Below are 16,512 nucleotides of genomic sequence, written 5' to 3'. Positions count from 1 at the left end.
CGACCACCGCCACGGCCCCGCCGACGAGCAGCGCCCGCCGCGTCGGCCGTCGTTCCCCGCCACCGTTCCTCGCCCCCACGCGCTCTCCAACGGATATCCGGCGGTCCCGGTTCCCGCGCCCCCGTACCCTGAAAGGGCTATGACTGACACCCCGCAGCGCTCCCGTCCCCTCCGCGTCCTCGCCGCCATGTCGGGCGGGGTCGACTCCGCCGTCGCCGCCGCGCGTGCCGCGGAAGCCGGCCACGACGTCACCGGCGTACACCTCGCGCTCTCCGCGAACCCGCAGTCCTTCCGCACGGGCGCGCGGGGCTGCTGCACGATCGAGGACTCGCGCGACGCCCGCCGTGCCGCCGACGTCATCGGCATCCCGTTCTACGTCTGGGACCTCGCCGACCGCTTCCGCGAGGACGTGGTCGAGGACTTCGTCGCCGAGTACGAGGCCGGCCGCACCCCCAACCCGTGCCTGCGCTGCAACGAGAAGATCAAGTTCGCCGCGCTCCTGGACAAGGCGCTGGCCCTCGGCTTCGACGCGGTGTGCACCGGCCACTACGCGAAGGTGATCGTGCGCGAGGACGGCACGCGCGAGCTGCACCGCGCCTCCGACATGGCCAAGGACCAGTCGTACGTCCTCGGCGTCCTCGACGACAAGCAGCTCGCGCACGCGCTCTTCCCGCTCGGGGACACGGTCACCACCAAGGACGAGATCCGCGCGGAGGCGGAGCGCCGGGGCCTGGCCGTCGCCAGGAAGCCCGACTCGCACGACATCTGCTTCATCGCCGACGGCGACACCCAGGGCTTCCTCGCCAGGCGGCTGGGCAAGGCGGAGGGCGACATCGTCGACGAGTCCGGCGCCAAGGTGGGCAGTCACGAGGGCGCGTACGGCTTCACCATCGGCCAGCGCAAGGGCCTGCGGATCGGCACCCCGGCCCCCGACGGCAAGCCCCGCTACGTCCTGGACATCTCCCCGGTGACCAACACCGTGACGGTCGGCCCGGCCTCGGCGCTGGACGTCAGCGGCCTCACCGCGATCAAGCCCCGCTGGTGCGGCACGGCCCCGACCGGCCCCGGCACCTACACCGCCCAGCTCCGCGCCCACGGCGGCGAGACCGAGGTCACGGCGGAGCCGGTCGACGGCGAGCTGCGCGTGACCTTCGCCGAGCCGGTCCGCGGTGTCGCACCCGGCCAGGCGATCGTGCTGTACGACGGCACCCGCGTGGTGGGCTCGGCGACCATCGCGACGACACGGCGGGCGACGGCCGGCGTGGCGTGACCCCGCCCACGCGCCCGGCGCCCGGGGCGGCGCGCACGGCGTCCGGGCGGCGCCCCCGAGTCCCCCGGTGGCCACCTCACCCGTCCCCACCGGTGTCCACGGCGTCTCACGCGCCGTAGAACTCCGCCAGCACCGGCGCCAGCATCTCCGGCTCCACCGCATGGGTCTGGCCCTCGAGGACGCGGTACGTCCCCTCGGGGGCGGCCTGTGCCACCTGCCGGGCCGCCTCGCGCATCCGGTCCGGGCTCGCGCCGCCCGCGACGGCCAGGACCGGCACGCCGATCGAGGCCAGCAGATCGCGGGGGACCAGGCCGTCGCCCATCACGGCGTCGTCGTACGCCAGCGTGGGGGCGACGGCCTCCAGGCCCGGCCACATGGGCGACTCGCGGGCGCTCACGATCATCTGCTCGGCCAGACCGGTGACGCGCAGGAACAGCTCCACCGCATCACCGCGCCGGCCCTGCGCGAGCGCGCTCGTCAGGGCGTCCGAGTACGCGGCGCGCTCCTGCTCGCGGCCCTCCCGCACGTCGAACGGCGGCTCGTACACGGCCAACCGGCGGACCGGCAGCCCGCTCGCCGCCGCCCGGAGCGCCAGCGCGCCGCCCGAGGAGATCCCGTAGAGCGCCGCGTCGCCGCCCACCGCGTCCAGCACGGCCGCGAGGTCCTCCACCTCGCGCTCCACCGCGTACGGCATCGTGTCCCCGCTCTCGCCGCGCCCCCGCCGGTCGTACACGACCGTGCTGAAGCGGTCCGAGAGCGCCGCCGCCAGCGGCGCGACCGTGGCGCCCGTTGACATGGCGCCGCTGACGAGGACGACCACCGGCCCCTGTCCGGTGCGGTGGTAGGCGAGGGAGGTGCCGTCACGCGAGATGGTCTTCTTGTCCATGCCTGTGAAGATGCCACGCGACAGCGAACTTGTCGGGTTCATCGGGCCACCCGGTCTCGGGCGGGGAGCAATCGCATCCCGCCGCCCGGGGGCGAGGAGTGCCCTTACGGCCCGGGTAGGGCCTCCTGGAGCGCTGCCCCAGGAGGCGGGCGGAGCCGGGAATCGCCTCCTGTCGGGAGGGAAGCGGTCAGAGCACCTCGACGTCGTAGAAGCAGAGGTGGTCCTTGATCTCGGTGACGTCCGGCTTCGGCTCGGGGTAGGACCACACCAGGTCCTGCGCGCCCGGGACGGACCAGTACGACGCCGTGCCCTTGAACGGGCAGTGGGTGTGCGTTTCGGAAGGGGTCAGCAGGTCGAGGCGGACGTCCTCGGCGGGGAGGTAGTAGCGCACGGGGGCGCCGGTCTCGCGCAGCAGCAGGGGCCGGTCGCTCTCCGCGAGCACCTGACCGTCGTGGACGACGCGCACGCGCTGCGTGCCCTTCTCGATGGTGATCGTGTGTCCTTTGCCCATGACGGGACAGCGCTTTCGGGCCGCCGGTTCTTCCCGCGTACCGTTGAGCGCATGAACATCTGCGTCTTCCTCTCCGCCGCCGACCTCGACGACCGCTACACCCGTCCCGCCCGCGACTTCGCCCGGCTGCTCGGCAAGGGCGGGCACAGCCTGGTGTGGGGCGGGTCCGACAGCGGGCTGATGAAGGTCGTCGCGGACGGAGTGGAGGAGGCGGGCGGCCGGCTCATCGGCGTGTCGGTGGACTTCCTGGCGTCCAAGGCACGGCCCGGCGCCGACGAGATGGTGATCGCGCGGGACCTCGCCGAGCGCAAGAAGCTGCTCCTGGAGAAGGCCGACGCGGTGGTGATCATGGTGGGCGGCACCGGGACGCTCGACGAGGCCACCGAGATCCTGGAGCTGAAGAAGCACGGCCGGACCGAGAAGCCCGTGGTGCTGCTGAACACGGCGGGCTTCTACGACGGCCTGCGCGAGCAGTTCCGCCGCATGGAGGAGGAGGGGTTCCTGCCGCGGCCGCTGAGCGAGCTGGTGTTCTTCGCCGACGAGCCCGCGGGGGCGCTCGCGTATCTGGAGGAGTCGCTGAGCGGCCGCTGAGCCTCGGGTGCGAGCATGGCGGGCATGGCTACACATGTGATCACCGGGGCCGGTTCCGGCATCGGCGCGGCCGTCGCGCGCCGTCTGCACGCGCGCGGGGACGAACTCGTGCTGCACGCGCGCGACGCGGGCCGGGCCAAGGAGCTGGCGTCCCGGTTCCCCGGGGCGAGGACCCTGGTCGGCGACCTGGCCGACCCCGACCGGCTGAGCTGGGCCTTCTCGCACCAGTCGCTCCCCGACCGGGTCGACTCGCTGCTGCACGTCGCGGGCGTGGTCGACCTCGGCCCGGTCGGCGAGCTGACCCCCAAGGCCTGGCGCCACCAGCTCGACGTCAACCTCGTCGCCCCGGCGGAGCTGACCCGCCACTTCCTGCCCCAGCTGCGCGCCTCGCGCGGCCATGTGCTGTTCGTGAACTCGGGCGCGGGCCTGAACGCCAATGCCGACTGGGCCGCGTACGCCGCCTCCAAGCACGGCCTGAAGGCGCTGGCCGACTCCCTGCGGCAGGAGGAGCACGAGAACGGCGTCCGGGTCACCTCCGTCTACCCGGGCCGCACCGCCAGCCCCATGCAGGCCAAGGTCCACCGCCAGGAGGGCAAGGAGTACGACCCGTCCCGGTGGATCGACCCGGAGTCGGTCGCGACGACCATCGTGATGGCCCTCGACCTCCCGAGGGACGCGGAGGTCAACGACCTTACGGTGCGACCGGGACGCTGACCCCGGCCGGGCTGTTCCGTAGGCTGCCCTGGTGAGCGAGAACAGCCAGTTCAGGTTCGGTGCCGCCACCGGGGTCGGGTCGATGCCCGGTGGCGACGCCCGCGAGGCCGTCAAGACCGTCACCGGTACCTTCGAGGACTTCCCCTTCCTCCCCGAGCTGCCCGCCAGGGGGCCCGGCGCCGACATGATCGGGCGGACGGCCGGGATGCTCGTCGAGCTGTACGCGCGCGTGGAGCCCAGCGGGTGGAGGATCGGCGACCGGCCGGGACGGGACACCAAGCGGGCGCGGTCCTGGCTGGGGGAGGACCTCGACGCCCTGGAGGAGTTCACCCAGGGGTACGAGGGACCGCTGAAGGTGCAGGCGGTGGGGCCCTGGACGCTCGCCGCCAACCTCGAACTGAGGAACGGCGAGGCGGCCCTGTCCGATCCCGGCGCCTGCCGGGACCTGGCCGCCTCGCTCGCCGAGGGGCTGCGGCTGCATCTGGCCGAGGCCGGGCGGCGGGTGCCGGGGGCGCGGCTCGTGCTCCAGCTCGACGAGCCCTCCCTGACCGCCGTGCTGCGCGGGCAGGTGCGGACCGCCAGCGGCTACCGCACCCACCGGGCCGTGGACCGGCAGGTCGTCGAGGCCACGCTCCGCGACGTCCTCGGCGTGCACACCGAGGGGCCCGTCGTGGTCCACTCCTGCGCCCCCGACGTGCCGCTCGCCCTGCTGCGCCGGGCGGGCGCCGCGGCGGTCTCCCTCGACTTCTCGCTCCTCACCGAGCGTGACGAGGAGACGATCGGGGAGGCCGTGGAAGCCGGCACCCGGCTCTTCGCCGGTGTCGTGCCGGCCACGGACGGCCCGTTGTCAGACCCTGCCGGTAGCGTCATGGGTGTCAGAACGCTGTGGCGCAGGCTGGGGCTGCGACCGGAACTCCTCCCGGACGCGGTCACGGTCACCCCGGCATGCGGCCTCGCGGGCGCTTCCCCCGCGTACGCACGCCAGGCGCTCGCCCACTGCGTCCGGGCGGCGAGATCCCTCGCGGACAACCCTGAGTAACGGGAGGACAACACGGTGGCCGGCGACAAGCAGCAAGCGGAGACAGCGGTGCCCGCCGAGGCACGGGAGCAGCACGCGCAGCTCGCGGACCAGGTCGAGGAGCACCGCTTCCGGTACTACGTCAAGGACGCTCCCGTCATCAGCGACGCCGAGTTCGACCGGCTCCTGCGCTCCGTGGAGGAGCTGGAGGAGCGGTATCCGGAGCTGCGCACGCCCGACTCCCCGACCCAGAAGGTCGCCGGGTCGTACGCGACGGAGTTCACGGCGGTCGAGCACCGCGAGCGGATGCTCTCGCTCGACAACACCTTCAACGACGAGGACCTCGCCGCCTGGGTGGACCGGATCGCCCGCGAGCTGGGCGAGCAGGAGTACCACTTCCTGTGCGAGCTCAAGGTCGACGGCCTCGCCGTCAACCTCACCTACGAGCACGGCCGTCTCACCCGCGCGGCCACCCGCGGCGACGGCCGCACCGGCGAGGACATCACCCCCAACGTCCGCACGATCGCGGAGATCCCGGACCGGCTGAAGGGCGACCGCGTCCCGGACCTCGTGGAGATCCGCGGCGAGGTCTACTTCCCGATGGAGAAGTTCGAGGAGCTCAACGCCCGCCTGGTCGAGGCCGGCGACAAGCCCTTCGCCAACCCGCGCAACGCGGCGGCTGGTTCGCTGCGCCAGAAGGACCCGCGCGTCACCGCCACCCGCCCTTTGCACATGGTCGTCCACGGCATCGGCGCCCTGGAGGGCTACAAGGGGCTCACGCGCCTGTCCCAGGGCTACGAGCTGCTGCACGGCTGGGGCCTGCCCACCTCCCGGCACAACAGGGTGGTCGACGGCCTCGAGGGCGTCCGCGAGTTCATCGCGTACTACGGCGAGCACCGGCATTCGGTGGAGCACGAGATCGACGGAGTGGTCGTCAAGCTCGACGAGATCCGTCTGCAGGGCCGGCTCGGCTCCACGGCACGTGCGCCCCGTTGGGCGATCGCCTACAAGTACGCGCCGGAAGAGGTCAACACCAAGCTGATCGACATCAAGGTCGGAGTCGGACGCACCGGCCGTGTCACTCCGTACGCGCAAGTGGAACCGGTCACCGTGGCCGGTTCCGAGGTGGAGTTCGCCACGCTGCACAACCAGGACGTCGTCAAGGCCAAGGGCGTCCTCATCGGCGACACCGTGGTGCTGCGCAAGGCCGGTGACGTCATCCCGGAGATCCTCGGCCCGGTCGTCGACCTGCGCGACGGCAGCGAACGGGAGTTCGTGATGCCCGCCGAGTGCCCCGAGTGCGGTACGCCGCTGCGGGCCATGAAGGAGGGCGACATCGACCTGCGCTGCCCCAACGCCCGTACCTGCCCGGCCCAGTTGCGGGAGCGGGTCTCCTACCTCGCGGGCCGGGAGTGCCTGGACATCGAGCACTTCGGCGAGGTGGCCGCCGCCGCGCTCACCCGCCCGCTGGAGCCGGCGGACCCGCCGCTCGTCGACGAGGGCGACCTGTTCGACCTCAGCGTGGAGAAGCTGCTGCCCATCAAGGCCTACGTCCTCGACCAGGACAGCGGTCTGCCCAAGCGGGACCCGAAGACGGGCGAGGAGAAGGTCGTCACGGTCTTCGCCAACCAGAAGGGCGAGCCGAAGAAGAACACCTTGGCGCTGCTGCAGAACATCGAGGCGGCCAAGGACCGTCCGCTGGCCCGGTTCCTGAACGGGCTTTCCATCCGCCATGTCGGACCGGTGGCGGCCCAGGCGCTGGCGCGCGAGTTCCGTTCCATCGACCGCATCGAGCAGGCGAGCGAGGAGGAACTGGCGCGCATCGACGGGGTCGGCCCGATCATCGCCGCCGCCCTCAAGGAGTGGTTCGCCGAGGACTGGCACCGCGAGATCGTGCGCAAGTGGAGGGCCGCCGGAGTTCCGCTGGAGGACCAGGGCACCGGCGAGGACGAAGGCCCGCGCCCGCTCGAGGGCCTGACGGTCGTGGTCACCGGCACCCTCGAGCAGTTCACCCGGGACGGCGCCAAGGAGGCGTTGCAGAGCAGGGGCGCCAAGGTGACCGGTTCGGTGTCGAAGAAGACGTCCTTCGTCGTCGTGGGTGACAACCCCGGCTCGAAGTACGACAAGGCGATGCAGCTGAAGGTGCCGGTTCTGAACGAGGACGGTTTCGGCGTCCTGTTGGAGCAGGGGCCGGACGCGGCGGCCGAAGTCGCCCTCCCGACCGGCGAGTAGCGGTTGAAGGCCACGCGTTCTGCGCATATCAGATGCATACGGGTGGCCGGGGCGTATTCGGGCAACCGTCGACGACCGCTGCCCGTGGAAGCCTTCCGCGTCCTACTGTTGAGGGGTGCGCCTGCCGTGCCCAGCTGCGGTCGGGGCATCCCCGTGCTCCTCAACGAGTGCGTGGAAGGGTTTTCCAGCGCGGTGCCACCCGGGAACGTCGGGCATCGGGCCGCGTGGCGCGGGCACCGCCGGCTGTGAGAGGGACGGGAATGGAACCGACCGAGAGCGCCGCCCCGCACTCACGGCTGCGCCGGGTGACCGGCGTATGGCGCGGGTGCCTGGGGCGGACGGGGGAGCGTTCGGGCGCCCAGAAGCATCCAGGGCGTGCGGGGCACACCGCAAGCCCTGCCGGACAGTACACGGCGGCGGAGATCCGCGTCCGCGCACAGCCGGCCGGTGACCCGCCCGCCGGGCCGGGCGGGCCGGGCACGGGACCCGCACGGCACCCGGCACTGCGGCACCTGCCCGCGGGCGTCGTCGCGGCGGCCGGGCTCGTCCTCGGCGCCGGCTTCTGCCGGGCGTTCGCGGGCGGCCACGCGCTCTTCCCGTCCGGCACGGCCGGCTGGTCCCTGGCCGTGCTCACCGGGATCATCGTCGGCCACCTGGTCATGCTCGGCCGCTCCCGCTGGTGGGGCGGCACGGGTTCCGGCACCGCACTCACCCTCGCCGTGCTCCTGCTCTACGGCTGGGTGCCCGCGGGCATGGTGAGCCTGACCGTCGTCGTCCTGGTCGGCATAGCCAGGCGCCACGGCTGGCGGCCCGGCGTGCTGCACGGCGCGGTGGACATCCTCGGCATCGGCATGGCCGCCCTCGTCCTCGGCGCCTTCGGCCGCGTCCCCGACGTCGAGCGGCCCTGGGACCCGGGCACCTGGAGCGCGTACACCGTCCCCGAGGTGGTGCTGGCCGCCGCTGTCTACCTCGCGGTCACCCGCGTCCTGCTGTGGTACCTGCACTCCCCGCCCGCCGACGGACTGCCCACCGTCGCCCGGACCGCCCTGGTCAGACAGGGCCTGGTCGCCGTCGCCCTGCTCGGCATCGCCCCGCTGGTCTGCGTCGTCGCCGACGCCGAACCCGTGCTGCTGCCGCTGTTCTCCATCCCGCTCATCGCCGTGGACTTCACCCTCTGGATAGCCCGCGCCCGGGCCGAGGAGCAGCTGCGCGACCCGCTGACCGGGCTGCCCAACCGGCAGTGGCTCCTGGAGCGCATCTGGACCGCCCTCGACGACGCCGAGCGCATGGGCGCCCGGGCCGCCCTGATGCTGATCGACCTCGACCGCTTCCGTTCGGTCAACGACACGCTCGGTCATCTCGCCGGTGACCGACTGCTGCTGCAGATCGCCGACCGGCTGCGCCAGGCCCTGCCGCGCGGGGCGGAGGCCGCGCGGCTCGGCGGGGACGAGTTCGCCGTGTTACTGCCCGTGGCCGACTCCACGACGTCCGCCACCCGCATCGCGCGCGGCCTGGTCACCACCCTCAGCTCGCCGCTCGACCTCGACGGGCTCACCCTCGTCCTGGAGGCGAGCGCCGGTGTCGCCGTCTTCCCCGACCACGCCCTGGACGCCGAGGGCATGCTGCGCCGCGCGGACGTGGCGATGTACCAGGCCAAGCGCGACCGTACGGGCGTGGAGGCCTACGAGTCCAAGCGGGACTCCAACACCCCCGACCGGCTCGGGCTGCTCGGCGATCTGCGCCGGGCCCTGGACGCCCACGAGGTCCAGCTGCACTACCAGCCCAAGGTCCGCTTCGACGGCCAGGTGGCCGGCCTGGAGGCGCTGGTGCGCTGGGTGCACCCGGAGCGCGGCAAGGTCCCGCCGGACGAGTTCATAGCGATCGCCGAGTCCTCGGGGCTGATGCCCCATCTGACGGAGTACGTGCTGGAGACCGCCCTCGGGCAGGTCGCGAGGTGGCGCGCCCAGGGCCTGTTCGTCCCGGTCGCGGTCAACGTCTCCCCCCGCGACGTGCACACCCCGGGCTTCGCCGGCTCGGTCGCCGCCCGGCTGGCCCGGCACGGCGTCCCGGCGGGTGCGCTGCAGTTGGAGATCACCGAGCACGTGCTGCTGGAGGACCCCCAGCGGGCCGCCGACACGCTGGCCGCACTGACCGCGCACGGCGTGAAGATGTCGTTGGACGACTTCGGCACCGGCTACTCCTCGCTGGTGCACCTGCGCAGGCTGCCGGTGAGCGAGCTGAAGATCGACCGTTCGTTCGTGGCCCGGCTGGCGGTGGACACCGAGGACGCCGAGATCGTGCGCTGCACGGTCGATCTCGCCCACTCCCTCGGGCTGCTCGTGGTGGCGGAGGGCGTCGAGGACGACGAGACCTGGGAGCGGCTGCGGGACCTGGGCTGCGACGCCGTGCAGGGCTGGCTGGTAGCGGCGGCGATGCCGGCCGAGGAGACCACGGCGTGGCTGCGGGCGCGCGGATCGCGCGGCTGGGTGCGGCCCGCCGCCGCGCTGCCCGCGGCGGCGTCCGACGAGTGAACCGGCCGCCCGCCCGTTCCGGGGGCGGGCCCGGCTCGCCGGGTCGGTGAACAGGCCGCCCGGCCGCCGGCTCTGACGTCGGGCCAGGCTCGCCCGGTTCATGCCGTGCCGTGCGGCATGAAGTGACCGATCAGCAGCGCGAGCCGGCGCTCGTGGGCCTCCTCCGGCAGCCGGCCGCTGCGCATCAGGGTCACCAGGCCGTGCAGCCCGGCCCAGAAAGTCTCCGTGAGCAGTCCGGGGCCGTCGCCCTCGACCGTGACCGGCTCGACGGCCCGGGCCAGTTCGCCGAACGCCTCCTGCAGTGCGGCGGGGGCCTCCGGCGTCGCGAACGGCAGGTCCACCGGGTGTGTGAACATCGCGTCGTAGAGCGCGGGCCGTTGCCGGGCGAAGGCGGTGTACGCCTCCCCGACGGCCGCCGGCGCCTCCCGGGCTTCGCCGGCCGCCGTGCGTGTCTTGCGCATCTCGGCCGCCGGCTCCGCGCTGCCCTCACCGCGACCGCCGCCGTGATCGCGCCCTTGCCGTTGAAGCGGCTGTAGAGGACCGGCCGGCGGTACTCGATCTCGGCGGCCGGCCGGCGCGTGGTGACCGCGTTCCAGCCTCCGTCTCCGCCGGCTCCCGTGCGGCCGTCACGATCAGCCGCTCGCGTTCCGCTCGTTCGCGCTCCCGGCGCTTCTGGATCGTCATGGCGGAATTCTGGCGTCGCTAGTGCTTCTGTCGATGCTCCGAGATCCTCGCTCTTGTTCCTAGCGATGCTAGATATCCGGCGATGAGGGGGAGCGAGATGACCGTCACCGCGTACACCCTGGCCGTGCTGCTTGACCTGTTCTGCGTGTTCCTCGGCTACCGGTTCCTGTTCCGGCCCGGCCGCGGCCGGCTACGGCGTCCCGGCCGACCCCCGTGGCGACGCGGGCGCCTATCTGTCGATCAAGGGCCTCAGGGACGGCACCTTCGGGCTGCTGGGCCTGGTCCTGCTGGCCTTCGACGGTGCCCGTGCCGAGGCCTGGTTCATGGTCTGCGTGGCACTCGCTCGCCGACACTCTGATAGTCCTGCGTCACGGCGGGGCGAAGGCGGTCGCGTTCGGGATCCACTTCGCCACCGCGATCGTTGTACTGATCAGTGCCGGACTGCTCTTCGCGGTCTGACCGAACCACACAGGGGGAGAACGTCCATGTCGCTGTTCGTACCGAAGTTCGAAGAGTCCGTGATCGTCCGCGAGGCCGAGGCCGAGGTGGTGGGCGGTGCCCCCGTCGCCGTCAAGCTGCTGGCCGACAGCAGCGCCACGGGAGGCGCGCTGTCCACCGTGCGCGTCACCCTCACCGAGGGCGCCGACGGGGCCCACCCGCACTGGCACGACAACTCCGCCGAGATGTTCTTCATGCTGGACGGCGCAGCCGAGCTGCTCTCCGGAGACGACGTGGTCACCGCCGAGCGCGGCGACCTCGTCGTCGTCCCGCCGGGCCGGCCGCACGCCTTCGCCGCCGCGCCCGGCACCGCGGCCGACATCCTCATCGTCATCACCCCGGGCGTGGAGCGCTTCGAGTACTTCCGCCACCTCCAGCGCATCCGCCTCGGCGAGGTCACCCCGGAGAGCATCCTCGAAGTGCAGGATCTCTACGACAACCACTTCCTGAAGAGCACGGCCTGGGAGACCCGCCGCGGCTGAGCCGCCCCGGCCGACCGACAGAGGCCGGTCGGCCGGGGGAAACCGTTTCACGCCCACTGCCCCCCGCCCCATAGGATTGGGACCTGTCGTCACATTCCCGCCTGCCCTTCGGGCGGACGACGGGAATGTGACGACAGGCCCCGGCCCAAACCACACACACTCACCCCAGAGGAACGCTGCATGCCTGGCATCACGCGCGAGGAGGTCGCCCACCTCGCCCGGCTGGCGCGTCTGGAGCTGAAGCCCGAAGAGCTCGACCACTTCGCGGGACAGCTGGACGACATCATCGGCGCGGTGGCCCGCGTCAGTGAGGTCGCCGACCAAGACGTACCGCCGACCTCCCACCCGCTGCCGCTGACCAACGTCATGCGCGCGGACGAGGTCCGTCCGTCGCTCACCCCCGAGCAGGCGCTGTCCGGCGCCCCGGCCCAGGAGCAGCAGCGTTTCAAGGTGCCGCAGATCCTGGGTGAGGAGTGAGAGCCATGACGGACATCAACAGCATCATCCGGCTCACCGCCGCCGAGACCGCCGAGAAGATCGCCTCCGGCGAGCTCACCGCCGTCGAGGTCACCGAGGCCCACCTGGCCCGGATCGAGGCCGTCGACGAGAAGGTGCACGCCTTCCTGCACGTGGACCGCGAGGGCGCCCTCGCGCAGGCCCGCGCCGTCGACGAGAAGCGGGCGCGCGGCGAGAAGCTCGGTCCGCTGGCGGGCGTGCCGCTCGCGCTGAAGGACATCTTCACCACCGAGGGCGTGCCCACAACCGTCGGCTCGAAGATCCTCGAGGGCTGGATCCCGCCGTACGACGCGACCCTCACCAAGCGGCTGAAGGCCGCCGACGTCGTCATCCTCGGCAAGACCAACATGGACGAGTTCGCCATGGGGTCCTCCACCGAGAACAGCGCCTTCGGCCCCACCGGCAACCCCTGGGACCTCACCAAGATCCCCGGCGGCTCCGGCGGCGGCTCCTCCGCCGCGCTCGCCTCCTTCCAGGCGCCGCTCGCCATCGGCACCGACACCGGCGGCTCCATCCGCCAGCCGGCCGCCGTGACCGGCACGGTCGGCGTGAAGCCGACCTACGGCGCGGTCTCCCGCTTCGGCATGGTGGCGTTCTCGTCCTCCCTGGACCAGGGTGGGCCCTGCGCCCGTACGGTCCTGGACGCCGCGCTGCTGCACGAGGTGATCGCCGGGCACGACCCGCTCGACTCCACCTCCATCGACGAGCCGGTCCCGCCGGTCGTCGAGGCGGCCCGCAACGGCAGCGTCCAGGGCATGCGCGTGGGCGTCGTCAGGCAGTTCCGCGGCGAGGGCTACCAGGCCGGCGTCATCCAGCGGTTCGACGAGGCCGTCGAGGTGCTCAAGGAGCTGGGCGCGGAGATCGTCGAGCTGGACTGCCCGTCCTTCGACCTGGCGCTGTCGGCGTACTACCTGATCGCACCGTCCGAGTGCTCCTCCAACCTGGCCCGCTTCGACGGCCTGCGCTACGGCCTGCGCACGGGCGACGACGGCGGCCACTCCGCGGAGGAGGTCACCTCCCTCACCCGTGAGGCGGGCTTCGGCCCGGAGGTCAAGCGCCGCATCATGCTCGGTACGTACGCCCTGAGCTCCGGCTATTACGACGCGTACTACGGCAGCGCCCAGAAGGTCCGCACCCTGATCAAGCGGGACTTCGACGAGGCGTTCGAGCGGGTCGACGTGATCGTCTCCCCGACGACCCCGACCACCGCCTTCGCGATCGGCGAGCGCGCCGACGACCCGATGGCGATGTACCTGGCCGACCTCTGCACCATCCCCACCAACCTGGCGGGCAACGCGGCCATGTCCCTGCCGTGCGGTCTCGCCCCGGAGGACAACCTCCCGGTGGGCCTGCAGATCATCGCCCCGGTGATGAAGGATGACCGCCTCTACAAGGTCGGCGCCGCCGTCGAGGCCGCCTTCGTGGAAAAGTGGGGGCACCCGCTGCTGGAGGAGGCTCCGTCGCTGTGAGCAAGGCACTGTCCAAGGCCAAGGGCTTCAAGAAGTCCAAGTCCGGTACGTACCTGTCGATGGCCACCACCGCGTTCGGCGCGATCGGTGTCGCCAAGCAGATCAAGAAGGCCCGCGCCGAGAGCGACACCCTGCGGTTGATCGACGCCGTGGTGACCGCTGCCGGCGTCGTCACCGGCCTCGCCATCCTCTATCGCGAGCTGAAGCGGCTGGGCGACGACGACGTCCTGCTGGGCTGAGAGGGAAGTTTCACCGTGACCACCACGACCGACCTGGTGTCGTACGAGGACGCGCTGGCGTCGTACGACCCCGTCATGGGCCTCGAGGTCCATGTCGAACTCGGCACCAAGACCAAGATGTTCTGCGGCTGTTCGACCGCGCTGGGCGCCGAGCCGAACACCCAGACCTGCCCCACCTGCCTCGGCCTGCCCGGCGCCCTCCCGGTCGTCAACGCGACCGGCGTGGAGTCGGCGATCAAGATCGGTCTCGCGTTGAACTGCGAGATCGCCGAGTGGTGCCGCTTCGCCCGGAAGAACTACTTCTATCCGGACATGCCGAAGAACTTCCAAACCTCCCAGTACGACGAGCCGATCGCCTTCAACGGCTACCTCGACGTGCAGCTGGAGGACGGCGAGACCTTCCGCGTGGAGATCGAGCGCGCCCACATGGAGGAGGACACCGGCAAGTCGACCCACGTCGGCGGCGCCACCGGCCGTATCCACGGCGCGTCCCACTCCCTGCTGGACTACAACCGTGCCGGCATCCCGCTGATCGAGATCGTCACCAAGCCGATCGTCGGCGCCGGCGAGCGCGCCCCCGAGGTGGCCAAGGCCTACGTCCGCGAACTGCGCGAGCTCATCAGGGCGCTCGGCGTCTCCGAGGCCCGCATGGAGATGGGCCAGATGCGCTGCGACGTCAACCTGTCGCTGATGCCCAAGGGCGCGGACAAGTTCGGCACCCGGAGCGAGACCAAGAACGTCAACTCGCTGCGGTCCGTCGAGCGGGCGGCGCGCTTCGAGATCCAGCGGCACGCCGCCGTGCTCGACGGCGGCGGCACCGTGATCCAGGAGACCCGCCACTTCCACGAGGACACGGGTTCCACGACCTCCGGCCGGGTCAAGGAGGAGGCCGAGGACTACCGGTACTTCCCCGAGCCCGACCTGGTGCCGGTGGCGCCGTCGCGGGAGTGGGTCGAGGAGATCCGCGCCGCGCTGCCGGAGATGCCGCTGGCCCGCCGCACCCGGCTGCTGGCGGAGTGGGGCATCTCGGCCACCGACATGCAGGCGATCCTCAACGCCGGCGCGCTGGACCTGATCGTCGCCACGATCGACGCCGGTGCCGACGCCGCCTCCGCCCGCAAGTGGTGGATGGGTGAGCTGGCGCGCAGCGCCAACGAGTCCGGCAAGGCCCTGGACGAGCTGGCGATCACGCCGCAGCAGGTCGCCCGGGTGACCGAGCTGGTGGCCTCCGGCGACCTGAACGACAAGCTGGCGCGCCAGGTCATCGAGGGCGTCCTCGCGGGCGAGGGCACCCCGGACGAGGTCGTCGACAAGCGCGGCCTGAAGGTCGTCTCCGACGAGGGTGCGCTGACCGCCGCCGTCGACGAGGCCATCGCGGGCAACCCGGGCGTCGCGGACAAGATCCGCGGCGGCAAGGTGGCCGCGGCGGGCGCCCTGGTCGGCGCGGTCATGAAGGCCACCCGCGGCCAGGCCGACGCCGCCCGCGTCAAGGAGCTGATCCTGCAGAAGCTGGGCGTCGGCGAGGGCTGAGCCCGGTCTGTGCCGTACGGCCCCGGAAGGCATGCCTTCCGGGGCCGTACGCTCAGCCGCGGCGTCCCACGACCCTGGCGAACCCCAGCAGGCGCCCCCGGTCGGCGTTCAGCAGTTCCACCGAATCCCGCGCCATGCCCGCCATGAACTCGCTCGGGCTCTGCTCGGCGCACACCTCGCTCCACCGCAGCCAGTCGCGCCAGCCGTCCTCCTGCCAGTCGGCGGTCTCGACCGTCACGGCCCCGGTGCGGGCCCAGTTCCGGTGCCACCAGGCGGGGGAGTGGAACGCCCAGAACCCCGGGTCCCAGTGGGCCTTGAGGTGTTCCGGCGGCTCGACCCCGTCGATCTCCTCCCGCACCGACGGCACCACGACCCCGATCCGCCCGCCGGGCTTGAGCAGCCGGGTCAGGTAGGGCAGGTAGAGGTCGTCGGCGCCGAAGTACTGGTAGGCGTCGATGGAGACGATCACGTCGAACGAGCCCTCGCCGAACGGCAGGTCGTGCGCCTCGGCGTGGACCGGCAGCACGCGGTCGGCCACACCGACCTCCGCGATCCGGCCTGCGTTGTCGTCCGGCTTGATCCACAGATCGGCGGCGGTGACCTGGACGTCGTACTCCAGGGCCAGGAAAACGGAGGTCAGGGCGCGGCCGCAGCCCAGGTCCAGCACCCGGGCGCCGGGTGGCAGGGAGTCGAGCCGCAGGGCCGGTGCCAGCCATTCCAGCAGCCACAGCGGGTGCGGCCCCATCTGGTGCTCGATGAGCCAACGGGCGTCGTAGGCGTTGCTGCGCGGGTGGCGCACGTGGGTGAGATCGACCATGGATGACGTGGACAGCAGGGGCACCCCGCCCCCGCATCCCGTTTCCCGGGCCCTGGGCGCTACGCTCGCCCGCCATGAATGGACGCGCCGATTCCGAAACGCACCCCGAGATATCCGCGGCGGACGACGTCTCGGCCACCGGTGTGCAGAACGAGGCCGAGAGTGCCCCCCACGACGACCCGCAGGACTCAGCCGGCGTCGCCCGCCGGGCCCGCTGGGCGGCGAGCGGTGCCGGAGCGCTGCTGACGCTCGCCGGGCTCGCCGCGTCCCTGCTGCGGCTCCGTGACCCCGTCCCGGCCCTGGTCCCGGCCGCCTACGCCGGCGGCGCCGCCGTCTGCGCGTGGGCGGCGTTCCTCGCCCGTCGGGGCCACACCCGACGGGCGCTGTGGCTGCTGATCGCGGGGGTGATGGTGATGGCACTCGGCGACCGGTCCGACTGATCCGGCCGCTCCGGCCGAGCGGCGTCGCCCCGTTGAACGGCCCGCCCGTCCCGCTCCCCACGACAGGGCGGACAGCCGCGAGGC

General features: G+C 72.3%; 15 protein-coding genes and 2 pseudogenes. 13 read left to right on the top strand and 4 right to left on the bottom strand.

Annotated elements, in window-relative coordinates:
- Window positions 1–139: 139 nt before the first annotated feature.
- The gene (gene mnmA, locus BZY54_RS22430) at window positions 140–1,270 is read left to right on the top strand and encodes a tRNA 2-thiouridine(34) synthase MnmA (protein ID WP_086727129.1); all 1,131 of its coding nucleotides are present in this window, start codon (window positions 140–142) and stop codon (window positions 1,268–1,270) included.
- A gap of 106 nt (window positions 1,271–1,376) precedes the next feature.
- Here mnmA and BZY54_RS22425 read toward each other — a convergent pair whose 3' ends face one another.
- Both BZY54_RS22425 and BZY54_RS22420 read right to left on the bottom strand, forming a co-directional pair.
- Complete coding sequence (locus BZY54_RS22425) at window positions 1,377–2,156, bottom strand: alpha/beta fold hydrolase (RefSeq protein ID WP_086727131.1); 780 nt, start codon at window positions 2,154–2,156, stop codon at window positions 1,377–1,379.
- Between the two features lie 187 nt (window positions 2,157–2,343).
- A complete protein-coding gene (locus BZY54_RS22420) occupies window positions 2,344–2,667 on the bottom strand; it encodes a DUF427 domain-containing protein (RefSeq protein ID WP_086727128.1) in 324 nt (107 codons plus the stop codon).
- A gap of 51 nt (window positions 2,668–2,718) precedes the next feature.
- Between BZY54_RS22420 and BZY54_RS22415 the strand changes: the two genes are divergently transcribed.
- The 5 genes from BZY54_RS22415 (at window position 2,719) to BZY54_RS22395 (ending at window position 9,753) form a co-directional block, all read left to right on the top strand.
- Window positions 2,719–3,258, top strand: a complete 540-nt coding sequence (locus BZY54_RS22415; RefSeq protein WP_086727127.1) for an LOG family protein — start codon at window positions 2,719–2,721, stop codon at window positions 3,256–3,258.
- A gap of 15 nt (window positions 3,259–3,273) precedes the next feature.
- The gene (locus BZY54_RS22410; RefSeq protein ID WP_086727126.1) at window positions 3,274–3,972 is read left to right on the top strand and encodes an SDR family oxidoreductase; all 699 of its coding nucleotides are present in this window, start codon (window positions 3,274–3,276) and stop codon (window positions 3,970–3,972) included.
- A 31-nt stretch (window positions 3,973–4,003) separates the two neighbouring features.
- Complete coding sequence (locus BZY54_RS22405; protein WP_086727125.1) at window positions 4,004–5,011, top strand: methionine synthase; 1,008 nt, start codon at window positions 4,004–4,006, stop codon at window positions 5,009–5,011.
- Between the two features lie 15 nt (window positions 5,012–5,026).
- The gene (ligA, locus tag BZY54_RS22400; RefSeq protein ID WP_086727124.1) at window positions 5,027–7,222 is read left to right on the top strand and encodes an NAD-dependent DNA ligase LigA; all 2,196 of its coding nucleotides are present in this window, start codon (window positions 5,027–5,029) and stop codon (window positions 7,220–7,222) included.
- Between the two features lie 260 nt (window positions 7,223–7,482).
- On the top strand, window positions 7,483–9,753 hold the full coding sequence (locus tag BZY54_RS22395; protein WP_086727123.1) for a putative bifunctional diguanylate cyclase/phosphodiesterase: 2,271 nt from the start codon (window positions 7,483–7,485) through the stop codon (window positions 9,751–9,753).
- A gap of 98 nt (window positions 9,754–9,851) precedes the next feature.
- Here the strand turns inward: BZY54_RS22395 and BZY54_RS22390 are convergent.
- Window positions 9,852–10,437: pseudogene (locus BZY54_RS22390) on the bottom strand (TetR-like C-terminal domain-containing protein).
- Window positions 10,438–10,534: 97 nt separating this feature from the next.
- On the opposite strand from BZY54_RS22390, the pseudogene BZY54_RS53425 reads away from it, so the two are divergent.
- The 6 genes and pseudogenes from BZY54_RS53425 (at window position 10,535) to gatB (ending at window position 15,171) form a co-directional block, all read left to right on the top strand.
- Window positions 10,535–10,896 (top strand): annotated as a pseudogene (locus BZY54_RS53425) (DUF4267 domain-containing protein).
- Window positions 10,897–10,922: 26 nt separating this feature from the next.
- Window positions 10,923–11,417, top strand: coding sequence for a cupin domain-containing protein (locus tag BZY54_RS22380; RefSeq protein ID WP_086727122.1), 495 nt, complete (start codon window positions 10,923–10,925; stop codon window positions 11,415–11,417).
- 180 nt (window positions 11,418–11,597) lie between these two features.
- The gene (gatC, locus tag BZY54_RS22375; RefSeq protein WP_006130840.1) at window positions 11,598–11,894 is read left to right on the top strand and encodes an Asp-tRNA(Asn)/Glu-tRNA(Gln) amidotransferase subunit GatC; all 297 of its coding nucleotides are present in this window, start codon (window positions 11,598–11,600) and stop codon (window positions 11,892–11,894) included.
- Between the two features lie 5 nt (window positions 11,895–11,899).
- Window positions 11,900–13,402, top strand: a complete 1,503-nt coding sequence (gene gatA, locus BZY54_RS22370; protein ID WP_086727121.1) for an Asp-tRNA(Asn)/Glu-tRNA(Gln) amidotransferase subunit GatA — start codon at window positions 11,900–11,902, stop codon at window positions 13,400–13,402.
- Window positions 13,399–13,641, top strand: coding sequence for a hypothetical protein (locus tag BZY54_RS22365; protein ID WP_030179380.1), 243 nt, complete (start codon window positions 13,399–13,401; stop codon window positions 13,639–13,641). Before gatA ends, BZY54_RS22365 begins: the two co-directional genes overlap by 4 nt.
- A 15-nt stretch (window positions 13,642–13,656) precedes the next feature.
- The gene (gatB, locus tag BZY54_RS22360) at window positions 13,657–15,171 is read left to right on the top strand and encodes an Asp-tRNA(Asn)/Glu-tRNA(Gln) amidotransferase subunit GatB (protein WP_086727120.1); all 1,515 of its coding nucleotides are present in this window, start codon (window positions 13,657–13,659) and stop codon (window positions 15,169–15,171) included.
- 52 nt (window positions 15,172–15,223) lie between these two features.
- On the opposite strand, the gene BZY54_RS22355 is transcribed toward gatB, so the two are convergent.
- On the bottom strand, window positions 15,224–15,988 hold the full coding sequence (locus BZY54_RS22355; protein WP_086727130.1) for an SAM-dependent methyltransferase: 765 nt from the start codon (window positions 15,986–15,988) through the stop codon (window positions 15,224–15,226).
- 74 nt (window positions 15,989–16,062) lie between these two features.
- Here BZY54_RS22355 and BZY54_RS22350 point away from each other — a divergent pair, with 74 nt between their 5' ends.
- The gene (locus tag BZY54_RS22350; RefSeq protein WP_086727119.1) at window positions 16,063–16,428 is read left to right on the top strand and encodes a hypothetical protein; all 366 of its coding nucleotides are present in this window, start codon (window positions 16,063–16,065) and stop codon (window positions 16,426–16,428) included.
- Window positions 16,429–16,512: the final 84 nt, after the last annotated feature.

The organism is Streptomyces carpinensis (genome assembly GCF_002154505.1).
GTDB classification, from domain to species: Bacteria; Actinomycetota; Actinomycetes; order Streptomycetales; family Streptomycetaceae; genus Streptomyces; species Streptomyces carpinensis.
Note: the sequence above shows the minus strand (reverse complement) of the source record. Positions and strands in the feature narration are given on the sequence as shown.

Bases quoted from the DNA above. Each gene is read 5' to 3' on its own strand.
- mnmA (WP_086727129.1), top strand. From the start codon at position 140: ATGACTGACACCCCGCAGCGCTCCCGTCCCCTCCGCGTCCTCGCCGCC.
- BZY54_RS22425 (WP_086727131.1), bottom strand. From the start codon at position 2,156: ATGGACAAGAAGACCATCTCGCGTGACGGCACCTCCCTCGCCTACCAC.
- BZY54_RS22420 (WP_086727128.1), bottom strand. From the start codon at position 2,667: ATGGGCAAAGGACACACGATCACCATCGAGAAGGGCACGCAGCGCGTG.
- BZY54_RS22415 (WP_086727127.1), top strand. From the start codon at position 2,719: ATGAACATCTGCGTCTTCCTCTCCGCCGCCGACCTCGACGACCGCTAC.
- BZY54_RS22410 (WP_086727126.1), top strand. From the start codon at position 3,274: ATGGCGGGCATGGCTACACATGTGATCACCGGGGCCGGTTCCGGCATC.
- BZY54_RS22395 (WP_086727123.1), top strand. From the start codon at position 7,483: ATGGAACCGACCGAGAGCGCCGCCCCGCACTCACGGCTGCGCCGGGTG.
- BZY54_RS22380 (WP_086727122.1), top strand. From the start codon at position 10,923: ATGTCGCTGTTCGTACCGAAGTTCGAAGAGTCCGTGATCGTCCGCGAG.
- gatC (WP_006130840.1), top strand. From the start codon at position 11,598: ATGCCTGGCATCACGCGCGAGGAGGTCGCCCACCTCGCCCGGCTGGCG.
- gatA (WP_086727121.1), top strand. From the start codon at position 11,900: ATGACGGACATCAACAGCATCATCCGGCTCACCGCCGCCGAGACCGCC.
- BZY54_RS22355 (WP_086727130.1), bottom strand. From the start codon at position 15,988: ATGGTCGATCTCACCCACGTGCGCCACCCGCGCAGCAACGCCTACGAC.
- BZY54_RS22350 (WP_086727119.1), top strand. From the start codon at position 16,063: ATGAATGGACGCGCCGATTCCGAAACGCACCCCGAGATATCCGCGGCG.